The 16,707-nt window shown below is 62.6% G+C and carries 13 protein-coding genes; 2 read left to right on the top strand and 11 right to left on the bottom strand.

Features of this window, described 5'->3' with window-relative positions; all coding sequences use genetic code 11:
• Positions 1 to 2: 2 nt before the first annotated feature.
• Entirely contained in the window at positions 3 to 629 is a 627-nt protein-coding gene (locus ACM530_RS04230; RefSeq protein WP_145161446.1) for a Pr6Pr family membrane protein, read from the bottom strand.
• 4 nt (positions 630 to 633) lie between these two features.
• Positions 634 to 867 carry a VF530 family DNA-binding protein gene (locus tag ACM530_RS04235; RefSeq protein WP_048720273.1) on the bottom strand — a complete coding sequence of 78 codons (234 nt, stop codon included), beginning with the start codon at positions 865 to 867 and terminating at the stop codon, positions 634 to 636.
• Positions 868 to 1,080: 213 nt separating this feature from the next.
• Between ACM530_RS04235 and ACM530_RS04240 the strand changes: the two genes are divergently transcribed.
• Together ACM530_RS04240 and ACM530_RS04245 are read left to right on the top strand one after the other, a co-directional pair.
• Positions 1,081 to 3,099: a TonB-dependent receptor gene (locus ACM530_RS04240; RefSeq protein ID WP_416364319.1), complete on the top strand. Its 2,019-nt coding sequence runs from the start codon at positions 1,081 to 1,083 to the stop codon at positions 3,097 to 3,099.
• A gap of 561 nt (positions 3,100 to 3,660) precedes the next feature.
• Positions 3,661 to 6,078 carry a glucose/quinate/shikimate family membrane-bound PQQ-dependent dehydrogenase gene (locus ACM530_RS04245; protein ID WP_416364320.1) on the top strand — a complete coding sequence of 806 codons (2,418 nt, stop codon included), beginning with the start codon at positions 3,661 to 3,663 and terminating at the stop codon, positions 6,076 to 6,078.
• 190 nt (positions 6,079 to 6,268) lie between these two features.
• Here ACM530_RS04245 and ACM530_RS04250 read toward each other — a convergent pair whose 3' ends face one another.
• From ACM530_RS04250 to ACM530_RS04290, 9 genes are all read right to left on the bottom strand, one after another.
• The gene (locus ACM530_RS04250; RefSeq protein WP_416365074.1) at positions 6,269 to 8,605 is read right to left on the bottom strand and encodes a putative bifunctional diguanylate cyclase/phosphodiesterase; all 2,337 of its coding nucleotides are present in this window, start codon (positions 8,603 to 8,605) and stop codon (positions 6,269 to 6,271) included.
• 255 nt (positions 8,606 to 8,860) lie between these two features.
• Positions 8,861 to 10,033 carry an ABC transporter substrate-binding protein gene (locus ACM530_RS04255; protein ID WP_416364321.1) on the bottom strand — a complete coding sequence of 391 codons (1,173 nt, stop codon included), beginning with the start codon at positions 10,031 to 10,033 and terminating at the stop codon, positions 8,861 to 8,863.
• A complete protein-coding gene (locus ACM530_RS04260; RefSeq protein WP_416364322.1) occupies positions 10,030 to 11,004 on the bottom strand; it encodes a CobW family GTP-binding protein in 975 nt (324 codons plus the stop codon). Before ACM530_RS04260 ends, ACM530_RS04255 begins: the two co-directional genes overlap by 4 nt.
• Positions 11,001 to 11,297, bottom strand: a complete 297-nt coding sequence (locus ACM530_RS04265) for a hypothetical protein (RefSeq protein WP_145161429.1) — start codon at positions 11,295 to 11,297, stop codon at positions 11,001 to 11,003. The genes ACM530_RS04260 and ACM530_RS04265 overlap by 4 nt, the downstream gene beginning before the upstream one ends.
• A gap of 13 nt (positions 11,298 to 11,310) precedes the next feature.
• Complete coding sequence (locus tag ACM530_RS04270; protein WP_242194485.1) at positions 11,311 to 12,060, bottom strand: SDR family NAD(P)-dependent oxidoreductase; 750 nt, start codon at positions 12,058 to 12,060, stop codon at positions 11,311 to 11,313.
• Positions 12,061 to 12,110: 50 nt separating this feature from the next.
• The gene (locus ACM530_RS04275; protein ID WP_416364323.1) at positions 12,111 to 12,872 is read right to left on the bottom strand and encodes an SDR family NAD(P)-dependent oxidoreductase; all 762 of its coding nucleotides are present in this window, start codon (positions 12,870 to 12,872) and stop codon (positions 12,111 to 12,113) included.
• A 10-nt stretch (positions 12,873 to 12,882) separates the two neighbouring features.
• On the bottom strand, positions 12,883 to 14,223 hold the full coding sequence (locus tag ACM530_RS04280) for an MFS transporter (protein WP_145161421.1): 1,341 nt from the start codon (positions 14,221 to 14,223) through the stop codon (positions 12,883 to 12,885).
• Positions 14,224 to 14,253: 30 nt separating this feature from the next.
• Positions 14,254 to 15,132 (bottom strand): polysaccharide deacetylase family protein, encoded by an 879-nt coding sequence (locus ACM530_RS04285; RefSeq protein WP_053254585.1) that lies wholly within the window; start codon positions 15,130 to 15,132, stop codon positions 14,254 to 14,256.
• A gap of 11 nt (positions 15,133 to 15,143) precedes the next feature.
• Entirely contained in the window at positions 15,144 to 16,475 is a 1,332-nt protein-coding gene (locus ACM530_RS04290) for an amidase (protein WP_416364324.1), read from the bottom strand.
• Between the last annotated feature and the right edge of the window lie 232 nt (positions 16,476 to 16,707).

Below are 16,707 nucleotides of genomic sequence, written 5' to 3' on the forward strand. Positions count from 1 at the left end.
ATTTAGTTTCGCGGTGGCTTTAAGCACTTATCCAGGCCCACCACTGCCAACGCGATCCCGATAAACCCCGCCAGAATTCCCCCGGCATTCACAAACACTTGTGGATAACCAAGCGTGTCCACATCAATGAACGGGTACTGATACTGCCCGAGCAAATGCCCGCGCAGCAGTACATAGCCGAAGTACACCAACGGGTAGATCACCCAGGCGCCGATGTGGTTGAAACGCAACGTGCCCTTGGGCACACACCGCCACCAATAAATCACAAACAGCACCGGCATGACGTCGTGCAGCAATTCATCGGCGACGAACTGAAAGCCCGTGGGGCTCCACAAATGCCGCAACAGCAGGTTGTACGCCAGGCTCACCACGACGATGCTCGCAGCTATCGCGCTACTGACCCTGGGCGCCAGGAAAAACCGCTTGGCGGCTGAATCCCGACTGATCAGCGCGTAGCTGAGCACCACCACCACCAGGGTGTTGGTCAGCACCGTGAAGAAACTGAAAAAGTTGATCAACCCGCCCAGCAGGCTGGCGCCCGCCGTCCAGCGCGAATCGAAAATCAGGTATTGCTGAATCGCCAACCCTGCCCAGCCGGCCAGTGCCGCAGCCGCGATGAAACGCTTCATGGGCTCAGTCCAGTGGGCGTTTGGTACGCATCAGCTTCACGTACAACCCTTCGACTTTTTCCCGCGCCCATGGGGTTTTGCGCAGGAACGTCAGGCTCGACTTGATGCTCGGATCGCTCTTGAAGCAGCGCACATCAATGCGTTCGGCCAGGCCTGCCCATTCGTAGTGTTCCACCAGGGTGGTGAGGACGTGTTGCAGGGTCACACCGTGGAGCGGGTCGTTGCTTGTCGCGGTCATGCCGGGCCTTTTGCAATAAGAGGAAACACAGCCGCGCACCTTAGCCGACGGGGCGTACAGGTGGAAGCACTGCATTGAATATAGACGTCGGAGAAAAGTTCCCCTTTTCAGCGAAAAAAGAGATGTTATATTGTAACGATAAATATCAAAAGTAACTGGCCCGATACCGTTTCAGCCTTCTCTTTTTTGTGCCGTTTTGCCAAGGAATGTTCGATGTCCCTCTCTTCTCTCTGGCGCTTGACCCCGCTTGCCGCCGCTCTGCTGATCTGCTCCGAAGCCCACGCTCTGGAACTGCAACCCCAAGTCATCACCGGCAATCCATTGGGCAGCGAACAGCTCGCCTCACCGACCACCGTGCTGGAAGGTGATGACCTGACCCTGCAACAAAAAGGCAGCCTCGGCGAAACCCTGAACAAGCAGCCGGGCGTGTCCTCGTCCTACTTCGGTCCGGGTGCCAGCCGGCCGATCATTCGTGGCCAGGATGGCGACCGCATTCGCCTCCTGCGCAACGGCGTGGGCGCGTTGGATGCATCGTCGCTGTCTTACGACCACGCCGTGCCGCTGGACCCGGTCAACGTCGAGCGCATTGAAATCGTACGCGGCCCGGCCGCCTTGCTGTACGGCGGCAGCGCCATTGGCGGCGTGGTCAACACCTTCGACAACCGCATCCCCACCGAAGCCATCGAAGGCATCCACGGTGCCGGTGAATTGCGCTACGGCGGCGCCGACACCACCCGCAGCAGCGCCGGCAAACTGGAGGCCGGCAACGGCACCTTCGCCTTGCACATAGACGCGAACGCGCGGGAGTTCAACGACCTGAAAATCCCCGGTTTTGCGCGCAGCCGCCACGCCCCGGACACCGAAGATGGCCCCGGCAAAAACGGCCGCCTGGGCAACAGCGACGGGCGCCAGGACGGCGGCGCGGTGGGCGGTTCCTACACCTGGGACGATGGTTACGCCGGCCTGTCCTACAGCAACTACGATGCAAACTACGGCTCACCTGCCGAGCAGGACGTGCGCATCCGCATGAAGCAGGATCACTACGCCTTTGCCTCCGAGATCCGTAACCTGCAGGGCCCGTTCACCTCGGTGAAACTCGACGCGGGCTACACCGACTACCAACACCGCGAAATCGAAGGCGGCGAAACCGGCACGGTGTTCAAGAACAAGGGTTACGAGGCGCGCGTAGAAGCTCGCCATCAGCCGATTGGCCCATTCGATGGCGTGGTCGGCGCGCAGGTGACCCGCAACGAATTCTCGGCCCTGGGTGAAGAAGCCTTCGTGCCGCAGACCGATACCAACGCCGGCGCCCTGTTTATCCTCGAAGAAATGCAGGCCACCGAGCGCCTCAAACTCAGCCTCGGCGCTCGCCTGGAACACACCAGCGTCGACCCGGACGCCAAGGGCAATGCGCGCTTCGCCAATGCCGACCAAACCAATGACTTCACCGCCGGCAGCCTGTCGTCCGGCGCGGTGTACAGCCTCACGCCGGTCTGGTCCCTGGCCGCGACCCTGGGCTACACCGAGCGCGCGCCGACCTTCTACGAGCTGTACGCCAACGGTGCCCACGTCGCCACCGGCACTTATGAGTTGGGCGATGCCAACCTGAAAAAAGAAAAAGCCGTGTCCAGCGACTTGGCGCTGCGTTTCGACAATGGCGCCCACAAGGGCAGCTTCGGGGTGTTCTACAGCCGCTTCTCCAATTACATCGGGCTGCTGGGCACCGGTCGTACGCTGAACGATGACGGCGACGAGGACGCGGGCGGCATCCCTGAGTACAGGTACTCGGGTGTGCGTGCACGTTTCGCCGGCTTCGAAGCCCAGGATCACTGGAAACTCGGCGAAGGTGCCTACGGCAAGTTTACGCTGGAGCTGTCGGGCGATTACACCCGCGCAACCAACCTGGACACCGGCGAAGCCTTGCCGCGCATCGCGCCGCTGCGCGTGAACAGCGGTTTGCTGTGGGAACTGGACCGCTGGCAGGCGCGGATCGACGTCGAGCATGCGGCGGGCCAGGGGCGTGTGCCGAGTAACGAGCGCGGCACCGATGGCTACACCACCCTGGGCGCGAGTGCGGGTTATCACTTCAACGTCGGCACCAGCCAGTGGCTGGCGTTCGTCAATGGCGAAAACCTGACCAACCAGACCGTGCGGTATGCCAGCTCGATCCTGCGCGATATCGCGCCGGCACCGGAGCGCAGTGTGCAATTGGGTGTACGTACCACCTTCTAACGCCCGCCTTTGGAATCAGTTTTTTGTAGCAAAAGTACTTCCTGTGGCGAGCGGGCTTGCCCCGCGTTGGGCCGCGAAGCGGCCCTGAAACCAGTCAATGAGCTGTACCTGATACACCGCGTTTCTCATTGATCAGGGCCGCTTCGCGCCCCAACGCGGGGCAAGCCCGCTCCCCCAACAAACCCGCTCGCCACCACACCCTCAATCCAACCTGTAATCGGGTTTCCACAGACATTTTTGCAGCGACGTTCTGTCACTGTTACCAGAACTGAAATGATGCATCTCTCGATTTAGTCTTTCTCAATACGAGCAGGCGCTTTATCCTTGCCGCAACAAACTGAAACGTTTCATGCCTGCGGTCGATCCCACCTTGCCAAACTTACCCCTCTTCAGAGACAGCGCTGTCTTCTACCGACCTGCGCACGGGAATAAATCGCCCGCCTGTGGATAACCCTCTTATCCCCAGAAAAACCGAATTAACGCTGAACCAAGCCCGCGCCGAATCGTCATCTACAGTGAAGCACGGGGTTACATAATTCCAACGTCACGGAGAAACACACTATGAGCACTGATGGTGCTTCAAGCCCAAGCCGCCTGCTGCCCAGGTTGCTGGGGATCTTGCTGCTGATCATGGGGCTGGCCTTGCTGGCCGGCGGCGTCAAGCTGAGCATGCTCGGCGGGTCGCTGTACTACCTGCTGGCCGGTATTGGCATCGCCCTCACCGGCGTTTTGCTGCTGGCCACCCGCCGCGCCGCGCTGGGCTTGTACGCACTGGTGCTGTTCGCCAGCACCGTGTGGGCACTGTGGGAAGTCGGCCTGGATTGGTGGCAGCTGGTGCCGCGCCTGGCCCTGCTGTTCGCCTTGGGCATCGTCTTGCTGCTGCCGTGGTTTCGCCGTCCGTTGTTGCGCGGCCAGCCTGCGCCGCTGGGCACTGGCGCGCTGAGCGTGGCCGTGGTGCTGGCGGGCGCTGCCGCCCTGGCCAGCCAATTCACCAACCCGGGTGAAATGGTCAAGACCGGTCAGCTCGACCGCGACGCCGTGCCTGGCATGGCCAGCGCTGCACCGGCCCAGGCCGATGGCGACTGGAACGCCTACGGTCGTTCGGCCTTCGGTGATCGTTACTCGCCACTGGCGCAGATCACCCCGGAAAACGCCCACAAGCTGGTACCGGCGTGGACCTTCCGCACCGGCGACATTCCTGGCCCAGGCGATCCCGGTGAAACCACCGCGGAAAACACCCCGCTGAAAGTCAACGGCATGCTCTACGTGTGCACCCCGCACAGCCAAGTAATTGCCCTGGACCCGGACACCGGCAAGGAAATCTGGCGTTTCGACCCGAAGATCAGCACCGAAGGTGCGGCGAACTTCAAAGGTTGGGCGCACATGACCTGCCGCGGCGTCTCGTATCACGATGACGCGGTGTACGCTTCCGAGCAAAGCCCTACCGGCAGTGCCAGCGCTGCTCCGGTCAGCACCGTCTGCCCGAAACGCATTTTCGTACCGACTGCCGACACCCGTCTGATCGCCCTGGATGCCGACACCGGCAAAATGTGTGAAGACTTCGGTGACAAAGGCCAGGTCGACCTGCGTGCCAATATCGGCAGCTTCGCCCCAGGCGGCTACTACTCCACCTCGCCACCGGCCGTGACCAAGAACCTGGTCGTGATCGGCGGTCACGTGACCGACAACGTTTCCACCGACGAGCCTAGCGGCGTGATCCGCGCGTTCGACGTGCACACCGGCAAGCTGGTATGGAACTGGGACAGCGGCAACCCGGACGACACCACCCCGTTGGCCGAGGGCAAGACCTACACCCGCAACTCGCCGAACATGTGGTCCATGTTCAGCGTCGATGAAAAACTCGGCATGCTCTACCTGCCGATGGGCAACCAGATGCCTGACCAATACGGCGGCGACCGTACCGAAGATTCGGAAAAATACAGCGCCGGCCTGACTGCTCTGGACATCGACAGCGGCCACGTGAAGTGGACCTTCCAGTTCACTCACCACGACCTGTGGGACATGGACGTGGGCGGCCAGCCTAGCCTGATCGACATCAAGACCGCACAGGGCGTCAAGCAAGCGGTGATGGCTTCGACCAAGCAAGGCAGCATCTACGTGCTGGACCGCACCAACGGTCAGCCTGTGGTGCCGATCAACGAAATCCCTGTACCGCAAGGCGCAGTGGCCGGTGATCACACCTCCCCGACCCAACCCAAATCCGACCTGAACTTCATGCCGCCGCCGTTGAAAGAACGCGACATGTGGGGCGTGACACCGTTTGACCAGATGCTGTGCCGGATCGATTTCAAATCCATGCGCTACGACGGCCCGTTCACCCCGCCATCGCTGCAAGGTTCGATCGTTTACCCAGGTAACTTCGGCGTGTTCGACTGGGGCGGCATTTCCGTCGACCCGGTTCGCCAGATTGCCTTCGTGAACCCGAGCTACATGGCGTTCAAATCGAAACTGATCCCGGCTGCCGACATTGCCAAGCAAGGTCCGCGCGTCAGCGAAACCGAAGGCGTACAGCCAAACAAAGGCGCGCCGTACGGCGTGATCCTTGAAGCGCTGCTGTCGCCTCTGGGCCTGCCGTGCCAGGCGCCGGCGTGGGGTTATGTGGCGGCGGTCGACCTGACCAACCACCAGACCATCTGGATGCACAAAAACGGCACCGTGCGCGACAGCTCGCCGGTTCCGGTCCCGCTGACCATGGGCGTGCCTAGCCTGGGCGGGACATTCACCACCGCCGGTGGCGTGTCCTTCCTCAGCGGCACCCTCGACCAGTACCTGCGTGCCTATGACGTGAAAAACGGCAAGCAGCTGTGGGAAGGCCGCCTGCCAGCAGGCGCGCAAACCACACCGATGACCTACACCGGCAAGGACGGCAAGCAGTACGTGCTGGTCATGGCTGGCGGTCACGGCTCGCTGGGCACCAAGCAGGGTGACTATGTGATGGCGTTCAAACTGCCGGACTAAGTGTTAACCGGCGGTAAAACAAAGGCGGCTACCTGATGGGTAGCCGCCTTTTTTGTGCCCAACATTTACTCAATGTGGGAGCTGGCTTGCCTGAGAGGGCGGTGCAACAGAAACAGATTCTTTGACGGCCACACCGCCATCGCGAGCAAGCCCGCTCCCACAGGGTTTAGCGGTGTTCAGGCGAGTGGATTTACAGGGCAACCCGCGCGCGGCGCATCCACATCTCAAACGCCATGGCGTTCAACGGCCGGCTGATCAGGTGACCCTGCGCCGTGTCGCACTTCCATTGCCTGAGCAACTTCAGGCTGGGCTCGAACTCCACACCCTCAGCCACCACCTTGAGCCCCAGGTTGTGGCTCATTTCGATGGTCGAACGCACAATCACGCCGTCTCCACTGGCGCTGTCGAGGTTGCGAATGAACGACTGGTCGATCTTCAATTCCTGCACCGGCAAACGCTGCAACTGCGCCAGGGATGAATAGCCGGTGCCGAAGTCGTCCACCGACAGGCTGATGCCACAGCCGCGCAATTGCTCCAGCACGCTGAGCGCCTGTTGCGGGTTGTGCATGATCGCGCTCTCGGTGATCTCGAAGGTCAGTTGCTGCGCCGCGACAGCGTATTGCATCAGCAAGGCGGTGACGCGAATGGCCAGGTCGTCATCGGCCAGGTCGTCCACCGAAATGTTGACCGACAGTTGAATGTGCAAACCGCGCCCTGCCCACTCGGCGATCTGCCGGATCGCCTCCTCGATCACCCACAGCGTCATGCTGCGCATGCTGCCGGTGCGCTCGGCCAAGGGAATGAATTCGGCGGGCGACACCTGGCCCAGCGTCGGATGCTGCCAGCGCAGCAAGGCTTCCGCCTGGCGTACGTGGCCATGCATGAGGTCGAGTTTGGGCTGGTAGCACAGGAACAATTCGCCTTCGACGACCGCGCGGCGCAGGTCGCGAATCAGCGTGATCTGGCGCTGGTGCGCGAGGTCACGGTCTTGCTGATAGATCTGCAGGTGCCCGGGCAGGCTCGCCGCATCATGCCGGGCGATGGCGGCGCGGCTGATCAGTTCTTCGACCTGCTGGCCGTCGGCCGGGTAGGCGGCAATGCCGATGCTGACTTCATGCCGCACTTCGTCGTTGCCGATGCGCTGGGGCTCGGTGAGCAGCCCATACAGGCGGTCGGCGCGGGCTACCGCGCGGTCGATCTCGGTGTTTTCCAGCAACAGCAAAAACTCGCTGCCGGCGATACGCGCAGCGGTGTCACTGGCCAACAGGCACATGGACAGGCACCGGCTGGCTTCACGCAACATTTCTTCGACGCCCTGTGGCCCGAAGCCTTCGTTGATCACCCGGTAGTTTTCGATCCCCAGGTACAGCAACACCACCGGGCGCTGCGCACTGATCGCACTGCCCAGGCGTTCCATGGCCAACGCGCGATTGGGCAAGCCGGTGAGCGGATCATGCAACGCGTTATGGGCCAGTTGCCGCTCGCGCACGGCGATGCCGCTTTGCATTGCATTAAAGGCCCGGGCCAGCAAGCCGAATTCATCGTGGCTGCGCACCCGCACCGGGGTTAGATAATCACCGGCACCGATCCGCTCGGCCGCCTCCACCAGGGCGTTGAGCGGGCGTGACACGCGGCGCGCCAGCAACAACGCGGCGGCCAGCGACACCAACAACACCGCCAGGGCGATCCCGAGAAACTGCCGGTCCAGCGGCGCAAAAGACTCAAGCGCATGGTCCAGCGGGCTTTGCAGCAACACGCGCACCTCATCACCTTCGCCGGTGTTGGCCAGCGGCAGCACCTGGCTGAGCACGCGTTGCCCGTAGAACAGGTTGATCTGCGCATCAGGGTTGAGTTGCGCCTGGTGCAGCGTATCGATGATGGTGGCCCGATAGGCTTCAGGCTGGGTGCTGAACAACTCGCCGACCTGGCCGTTCTGCACGCTGAGGAACGACACTTCAAGGTTGCTCATGGAACGCAGTTCGTTGGCGAACTGCTTGTCCATGGGAAAGCCCATCACCACGCGGGCAATGGGCTGCGGGTCGAGGACGACATCCTGCACAAGCAGATAGGGCTGGCTGTCCATCGCGACGATAAGCATCTGTAAGCCGCTGCGTCGCGCATGCCGCAAGGCCTCGTCGTACGGGAAGGGCTGGCCGTGTGTCAGCACCGGCAAGGTACTGACCATCACCTTGCCATCCAGGCCCAGCACGAACACTTCACTGGAATGCAGGCCGGTGCCATGCCGTCGCAGCGCGGCCATTACCGTTTCGGGGTTGCCCTCGGCCACCGCCTGTTTGAAGGGGCCGTCGGCGGTGAGCCAATCCAACCCGTATTGCAGCCGACGCCCGCGCAGGTCGAGCAAACGTTCGAACACTTGGCTGCCGGTGCTGAGCTGAACCTGGGCCTGTTTCTCCACGGCGCGGGTGGTGGCGGCCTTGACGGCGAAGTAGGTCGCGGCCACAACCACCAGCAGCAATAGCGCCAACACCCCGGCAATGCGGGTCTGAAATGTGTGGCGCCACTTCATTGCCGTGGCCTCTGGCAGCACGCGCCTCTCTGTGCCGATCCGTCCCTTTGTCATACGCATTCCTGGCGGCTGCTGACCTGGCGTCAAAAAAACATTCGTTTTTAACGAATGGTTGGTTCAACCAGATTAGCTGGGGGCTGGGATATGTACACCCAATAGGGACGGGGATGTGTCTGTCAGTTTATTGGCGGCAAACGCTTGGCTCGGAGGGCTGGTGGGGCATAGCCCCAAGCTGGGTAACGGGGACGTACGCAATCACACGCGCGCGCGCATGAAATCCCCCCACCGCCGCACCAGGTAATTGTGCTCATCCATCACCGAGTTCCACACCGCAATGTGGCCCATGCGCTGCTCATAGGAGCCACCATCACGCACCTCGCCGACGTCGATCAACGGCAAGCCATCACTGCCGAGCAGCTCTTCACGCGCGGGCTTGCCGGCATACCAGTAATCCCACTCGGCGCTGCTCAAATGATCGCGGGTGCGCGCCGGGTTACCGATGTAATAGCCCTGACGCGCCATCACCGCCCCCGGCCAGCCGGATAACCACCAATTCAGATAAGCATAAGCCGCATCCAGCACCGGCCCATGGGCATGGCGCGACAGCGACAACCCACCAAACCATCCGCGGTACCCTTCACGGGGCACCGCCAGCCGATACTTCACGCCTGCCCGGTGCAAGCGCATCAGCGTCGGCGACCACAGACTCTGGATATCGATGCTGGGGCTCAGCATCAACTGCGCGGCCTCTTCATCATCCGACCAGAACGCCGCAAAGTGCCCCTCCTTCTGCTTGCGCACCAGGATGTCAGCCAGTACATCGATCTCTTCGATGCTCATATTGCCAATGTCTTTGAACTGCGCCAGCCCCGCGCCCTGCACCGCCAACGCGGCATCCAGCGCGCCAATCGCGGCATCGCTTTGCAGCGCAGTGCGCGCGCTCCAGGCCGGGTCGAGCAGCCAGCCCCAGCTTTCATTGCCGTGGCTGAAGCCTTCGGGCAAACGCTCCGGGCGGTAGGCAAAACTGTCGGCGTTATGGGTCAACGGCAGCATGCTGATGCGCTCGGTGACGCTGCTGCCAAGGCTGCCGTCGTGCTGCACGAACAGGCGCTCACTGGGTACGCTGCCGCCGCCCAACCGGTCGTTGGCCGACAAGCGACCACGCTTGGGCAAATCATTGATCTCGTGCCACAAGGCGATGCGCCGTGTGTCGATGGGCTGGATCGCCCGCGCCGGCCAGACGAAATCAACGTTGTGAAACCATTGGTCGTAGAGGTCGTAGCTGTCGGGCTGCATCACGGCGATGCGTTGGGCGTGCGCCACGTCGTGCACCTGATAGACCAGGCGAATACCCAGCTCTTTTTCGGCGCGAACGCGCAAGCATTCCAGCAGGGTCACGGACGTACCGAGCACACGTAATGTGATCATGCTGCGAAGCGCCGTGAGAACACCTCGAAGGAGCGCCGCAACAGCGCCGGATCGAGGCCGCGCAGGATAAACACCAGGCGCGACTGGCGGTCGGTGCCGGGCCACGCGGGCAAATGCACCGGGGCGTGCAGGCAGTGCTGCACGCCATGAATGACGATGGGGGCCGAGCTTGCGTTCACGTTGAGCAGTCCTTTGACGCGAAGGATTCGTTCGCCGTGGCATCTTAACAGCATCGACAACCAGACCCCGAAGCCGACCCAGTCCAGCGGTTGGTCGAAGCTCAGGCAGCACACTTGCGCGGCGCCGTGGGTGGCGGTGGTGGTCTGATGCAGTTGCCAGCGGCTGACTTCAACAGCCGGTTCGGCGCTGCGCACGCCTTCGCCAAGCAGCAACTGATCGCCGCTGTGAACCTCATGGGTGTCGAGAATCGGCGTCCCCGCATTGAGTGCCCGCAAGTGCGCGCGCAGCGCTTCACAGTCGCCGGCCAAGTCGGTCTTGCTCAGCAGCAAGCGGTCGGCCGCCGCAACCTGGGCCAGCCATTCCGGGTGCAGGCGCTCTTGCAACGTGGCGTGACTGGCATCGACCAGCGTGATCACCAGGCCGATATGAAAACGTCCGCGCAGTTGCACATCGTTGTTCAGCGTGGCCAGGATCGGCGCCGGATCGGCCAACCCGGTGGTCTCCAGGATCACCCGCTTGAACGCCGGAATTTCACCGCGCTCGCGCCGTTGCAACAGGGCGAGCAACGCCTCCTTGAGCTCGCCGCGAATCGAACAGCACACGCAACCGCTGGGCAGCAGCACGGTGTCCGGCGCAACTTCTTCGACCAGCAGATGATCGATGCCGACATCGCCGAACTCATTGATCAGCAACGCCGTGTCACCCAGGCTTTCACCTTGCAGCAGGCGCTTGAGCAAGGTGGTCTTGCCGCTGCCGAGGAAACCGGTGATGACGTTGAGGGCAATGCTCATGATGACTCCAGGTGATCAAGCAAGCGGGGGTCCAGCGGATCCAGCGGGCGACCGAGCATGTTTTCAGCCGCTTGCCAGAGTTGATCCAGGCCACTGGCCAATGCCTGCTTGCCGGTGGCGCCCAACAACAGGTAGGACGCGCCCTGGAAGTCTTCGACCTTGAGCCGGAACACCGCCAGCACCTGGTTGATCGCGGCGATCCGGCGCAGGCGTTCGCGGCGCCGGGGCAGCTCATCGCCCAAGGGGTCGCTCCAGTGCAGGTCTTCGCCGAGCAAACCACAGAGTCCGCACATGGCTACACCTCACTCATGGCATGACATCGCCGGAGTTCGGGCCCAGGGTCTGGCCGACAAACAGGTTGCCACCCGGCTCACTGGCCAGCAGCACGGCGGTGGGCGCGACTTCATCGGCCAGGCCGAAACGGCCCAGGGGCAATTCGGCGGCCTTGGCGCGCTTCCAGTCGTCGCTGATGCCGCCCACCAGCGGCGTTTCGATAGGGCCCGGCGCGATAGCGTTGACCAGCACATTGTCCTTGGCCACTTCCAGCGCCAGGGATTTGGTGAAACCGATCACGCCAGCCTTGGCGGCGGCGTAATGGGTCAGCTCGGCGCCGCCCTTGATGCCCAATTGCGAGGCCACATTGATGATGCGCCCCCAACGTTGCGCCAGCATGTGCGGCAAAGCGCGCTGGCTGGCGACAAACACGCTGGTGAGGTCGACGCGTAACATGTCGTTCCACATGTCGATGGAGAGGTCGACGCAGCGCGCCTGGGTGAGCATGCCGGCATTGTTGACCAGAATGTCGATGCCGCCGAAGTGCTCGACGCAGCGGTCGACACTGGCCTGGGCGCCTTCGACAGTGCCGACGTCAGCCAGGCATTCGAACACTTCGGCGCCGAGGTTGCGGCAGGTGATGGCGGTTTCGGCAAGGCTGGCAGCATTGCGGTCAGCCAGCAGCAGCCGAGCGCCCTCGGCGGCGTAGGCGCGGGCAATGGCGGCACCGATGCCGCTTCCGGCGCCGGTGATGACGGCGCGGCGGTTATTCAGTTGAGGCATACAAAATCTCCTAAAACAAACACGGTCCCCATTTTTTGCACCGCGTACAGTCAGTCAGGCCAGCGCACGGTCAAGCCGCCGTCGATGACGATGCTCTGCCCAGTCAGATAACTCGACGCCTCACTGGTCAAAAACTGCACCAACGAGGCCACCTCATCCGCCCGCCCTACCCGGCCCAATGGAATCGCCCGCGCCGCCTTCGCCAACCCTTCAGGCCCCAACGAGTTCTTCGCATCCAGCGACTGCGGCGTCTCGATCAAGCCCGGAATCACTGCGTTGCAACGGATGCCCAAGGGCGCCAACTCCACCGCCAGCGACCGGCACAACCCCGGCACGCCGGCCTTGGCCGCCGCGTAATGGCTGTGCTCCTGCCAGCCATACACGCCGCCGGCAATCGACGAAATCGCTACCAGCGCGCCGCCCTCGCCCATATGCCGGGTGGCCGCGCGGAAGGTGCGCATCACCCCCGTCAGGTCGACATTGAGCATCTCGTTCCACAACGTATCGGTCATGTCCAACAACGGTGCGCGACGCAGCAAACCGGCATTGGCCACTGCGTAATCCAGGCGGCCGAAATACTGCACGGCCTGCGTGGCCAGCGCGTCCACCGAGGCGGTGTCGCCCACGTCCAGCGGTAGCATCAGGCACTCACCACCGGCTTCTTCCACCAGCGCCACGGTGGTGTGCGGGTCGTGCGGATCGGCCGGGTAATACCCGCCCACCACCGCCACGCCATTGCGCGCATAGGCCACGGCCAGGGCTTGGCCGATGCCGCTGGCGGCACCGGTAATCAGGGCAACTTTACGGCTCATCTCACACTCCTCACTGAACGGTTTCCGGGCGCACATGGCGAGCGGCAAACATCAGCGCACCGGACAAAAAGCATGGCAGCGCGCCGAACCACAGCGCGGCGGTCTGCCAGTCGCTGCCGGCGGACAACACTTGGGTGGCGCCAAAACCGGCCACCACCGCCCCAATCGGGCCCATGGCATGAATGATCGCGCCACCGGTGGCGCGGATGCTGGTGGGGAAACTCTCGCTGATAAAAAACAGCGCCGCCGAGTACGGCCCGATCAGGAAGAACAGGCCCAGGCTGTAGAGCCCCACCACCATCGCCATATTGCTTGGCCCAAACAGCATCCCGGCAAACGCCAGGCCGCCGAGCATCCAGCCCAGACCGATGACATTGCGACGGCCGATTTTGTCGCCCATCCAGCCATGAGTCAGGTAACCGCAGTACCCCACCAGGTTCGACAGCACGAGGATGATCAGCGAATTCTCGAACGAGATATGGTGCACGCTGACGATCACCGAAGTCCCCAGCACGCTGAACACCTGGATGGCCGCCCAGTTGAGCAACAGCGCGGCGCCGATCACCAGCGTGGCGCGGCGGGCCGGGCCACGGAAGGCGGCTTTGAGGCCGGCCTTGCTGTGTTCGTCATAGTCCACGCCGTAGGTCACGGCGACGTTCTGCGCCTCTTTCACCGCGCCACTTTTACGCAGTTCGCTGATGCGCTGGTGAATCTGGAACTGCGGGCTCTCCTTGAGCTTGCGCGCCATGATCGCAATCACGATGGCCGGAATCGCGGCAAAGATGAAGCAACCCTGCCAGCCGATGACCGGCAACAGCAGCGCGGTCAACCCGGCGGCGATCAACGCACCGACCGGCCAGCCGCCCTGCACCAGGCTGTAGATAAACCCGCGCCGCTTGGTCAGGCGCGGGTCTTCAGAGGCGCCATACAGCTCGCTCAGATACGTGGCGTTGACGGTTTCCTCGGCATAACCCAGGCCACCCAACGAGCGGATCAGAATCAGCGGCGACTTGCCCCACGCCCCGCCAATCGCGGTGAGTGCCGAGCACAGCGCGGAGCCGGCCACGGTAAAAATAATGCCTTTGCGCCGTCCCAATTTATCCACGACCGGGCCAATGGCAAAGGCAACCACTGCCGTGCCCACCGCCACCCAGGTCGCGATTTCAGCTTGCTCCACTTCTCCCCAGCCAAAGTGCCGGCCGATCTCCGGCAGCAAGGTGCCGAAGAGGATGAAGTCATACACCGCAAACACCCAGGCGAAAAACGCGATCCAGGTGGCGAACCGCACTTCCTGGGACGTCAGTTGCCGGGGTTTCCAGCCAGTCAGGTCAAGCTTGTTGTAGATGGACATAAATCGCGCCTCGGGGGTGTGGGCTAAGGGTCAGGAACGCGGTTGGCGGCGGATAAAGTCGTCGGCGATTTCGTCGAAGGTGACGAAGCGCACGCCCGCATGGCTCTGGATGTGTTCGATCAGGCGCTCAAGCATCAGCAGCACTTGCGGGCGACCGGACACGTCGGGGTGAATGGTCATGGTGAACACCGCGTGTTCGTGTTCGCGGTAAACCCAGTCGAACTGGTCGCGCCACATTTCTTCCAGGTGGCGCGGGTTGACGAAGCCGTGGCTGTTGGGGGCTTTCTTGATGAACATCATTGGCGGCAGGTCGTCGAGGTACCAGTTAGCCGGGATCTCCACCAGGTCGGTTTCTTCGCCGCGCACCAGCGGTTTCATCCAGGTGTCGGGGTGCTGGCTGTAGTCGATCTTGGTCCAGCTGTCGCCCTTGCGCACGTAGTAGGGGTGGAAGTCGTTGTGCATCAGGCTGTGGTCATACTTGATGCCTTTTTTCAGCAGCAGCTCGTTGGTGACCTTGCTGAATTCCCACCACGGCGCGACGTAGCCGGTCGGACGTTTGCCGGTGACCTGGGTGATCAGCTCGATGGATTTATCCAGGACGATTTCTTCCTGTTCGGCCGTCATCGCAATCGGGTTTTCATGGCTGTAGCCGTGCACGCCGATTTCGTGACCGGCGTCGGCCACCGCCTTCATCTGCTCGGGGAAGGTTTCCATCGAGTGGCCGGGAATAAACCAGGTGGTGCGCAGGCCATAGCGTTCGAACAATTTGAGCAAGCGCGGCGCGCCGATTTCACCGGCGAACAGGCCGCGCGAGATGTCGTCCGGCGAGTCTTCACCGCCGTAGGAACCGAGCCAGCCGGCGACGGCGTCAACGTCGACGCCAAATGCACAGAGAATGTCTTTAGCCATGATGTGTCTCCTTAAATAGTCATTACGGATTCGACGGACAACGCCACGCGCAACAGGCGTGCGTCTTCTCCCGACGGGGCGCTGAGCAGCAGCCCGGTGGGCAGGCCCAGGGCGTCGCGGCCGCTGGGCAGGCTGACGCCTGGCATGTCGAGCAGACTGCCGGGCATGGTCAGGCGCAAGGTGGCGAGGTTGGTTTTCACGAACAGCTCGTCGTCGGCCTCCAACGGGGCCAACGGGGGTGCAACATGGGCAACGGTCGGGGTAATCAGCACGGCGCCGTCGAGCTCGTCGACCAGTTGGCACTGCAGGCGACGGCGTGCGTCGATCAGGTGCAGCAACTGACTGGCGGGCAACGAACGTGCAGCTTCCAGGCGGCGGCGTACGCGCGGGTCGAGCAGGTCGGCGTCGCGGCTGTCGAGCAAGGCCTCGTGCAGCGCGAAGGCTTCGAATGAGCCGAGCCAGCCGTCCTGCTTGATCAGGTTGAGCGTGGCCTGGAAGGTGGCTGACGGGCGCACCTCGATCAGCGCGCCTGCGGCCTTGATGAGGTCCGTGGCGCGCAGCAGGTTATTGCGTACGGCCGGTTCGATGTCTTCCAGCGCGCCTTGCTCGAGCACAAAGCGTTGCCCTTTGAGGTTGCGGGCGACATGGGTTTGCGTGCGGCCATTGAGCAGGTCGTCGATCACCAGGGCATCGCGCACGCTGCGGGTCAGCGGGCCGAGGCTGTCGAGGGTGCGCGCCAGCGGGAATACCCCGTCGCGGCTGTAGCGTCGGCTGCTGCTGCGGTAGCCCACCACGCCGTTGAGCGCGGCCGGAATACGGATCGAGCCGGCGGTGTCGGTGCCCATGGCGATTGGCACAATGCCGCCGGCCACGGCGACGGCCGAGCCGGATGACGAGCCGCCGGGAATACGCGGTTGATCGCTGCCGTTCGGGTTATACGGCGTGCCGAAATGCGGGTTCAGGCCCAAGCCGGAATAAGCCAGTTCGCTGAGGTTGGTCTTGCCGAGACTGACCATCCCGGCGCGGCACAACAGGCCCACGCTCGGCGCATCGAGCAACGCCGCTGGCGCCTCGCGACGGTAAGCGGCGCCGGCGGTCGTGATGCTGCCGGCGACATCAAACAGGTCCTTCCAGCCCAGCGGCACACCATCGAACACGCTCAACGGTTGCCCGGCACGCCAACGGGCTGCGGCGGCTTCGGCTTCGCGACGGGCGCGCTCGGCCGTCAGGGAAATAAACACGGTGGGCGCCATGCTCGCATGCAGCAGCGCCTGTTCGAGGACTTGCACCGGGTCGCTGCGACCGCTGGCGAACGCTTCGGCCATTGATGTGGCGTCTGACATCAAGATCCACCTCATAAAACGTACATATTAATAAAATGTACATTTTATAAAGGCAGCTTTCGTGCCAGTCTCTGGTATCGCCATTTTTGCACGAGCGCGTTTCTGCCCTTGAGCTACGGGCTAGATGGTTTTGTAGGAAACAAAAAGATTGGCAAAGGTGTGGGCACGGGCCTTGAATGAAATAATGTATCTTTTATTAATAAGTACATTTTGGTGCAGAAAAGTAACAGGG

The sequence above is a fragment of the Pseudomonas sp. NFX183 genome (genome assembly GCF_047943075.1).
GTDB lineage: Bacteria > Pseudomonadota > Gammaproteobacteria > Pseudomonadales > Pseudomonadaceae > Aquipseudomonas.

Excerpts from the sequence above, each read along its gene's own strand:
- ACM530_RS04230 (WP_145161446.1), bottom strand. The coding sequence starts at position 629 with ATGAAGCGTTTCATCGCGGCTGCGGCACTGGCCGGCTGGGCAGGGTTG.
- ACM530_RS04235 (WP_048720273.1), bottom strand. The coding sequence starts at position 867 with ATGACCGCGACAAGCAACGACCCGCTCCACGGTGTGACCCTGCAACAC.
- ACM530_RS04240 (WP_416364319.1), top strand. The coding sequence starts at position 1,081 with ATGTCCCTCTCTTCTCTCTGGCGCTTGACCCCGCTTGCCGCCGCTCTG.
- ACM530_RS04245 (WP_416364320.1), top strand. The coding sequence starts at position 3,661 with ATGAGCACTGATGGTGCTTCAAGCCCAAGCCGCCTGCTGCCCAGGTTG.
- ACM530_RS04250 (WP_416365074.1), bottom strand. The coding sequence starts at position 8,605 with ATGAAGTGGCGCCACACATTTCAGACCCGCATTGCCGGGGTGTTGGCG.
- ACM530_RS04255 (WP_416364321.1), bottom strand. The coding sequence starts at position 10,033 with ATGATCACATTACGTGTGCTCGGTACGTCCGTGACCCTGCTGGAATGC.
- ACM530_RS04260 (WP_416364322.1), bottom strand. The coding sequence starts at position 11,004 with ATGAGCATTGCCCTCAACGTCATCACCGGTTTCCTCGGCAGCGGCAAG.
- ACM530_RS04265 (WP_145161429.1), bottom strand. The coding sequence starts at position 11,297 with ATGTGCGGACTCTGTGGTTTGCTCGGCGAAGACCTGCACTGGAGCGAC.
- ACM530_RS04270 (WP_242194485.1), bottom strand. The coding sequence starts at position 12,060 with ATGCCTCAACTGAATAACCGCCGCGCCGTCATCACCGGCGCCGGAAGC.
- ACM530_RS04275 (WP_416364323.1), bottom strand. The coding sequence starts at position 12,872 with ATGAGCCGTAAAGTTGCCCTGATTACCGGTGCCGCCAGCGGCATCGGC.
- ACM530_RS04280 (WP_145161421.1), bottom strand. The coding sequence starts at position 14,223 with ATGTCCATCTACAACAAGCTTGACCTGACTGGCTGGAAACCCCGGCAA.
- ACM530_RS04285 (WP_053254585.1), bottom strand. The coding sequence starts at position 15,132 with ATGGCTAAAGACATTCTCTGTGCATTTGGCGTCGACGTTGACGCCGTC.
- ACM530_RS04290 (WP_416364324.1), bottom strand. The coding sequence starts at position 16,475 with ATGTCAGACGCCACATCAATGGCCGAAGCGTTCGCCAGCGGTCGCAGC.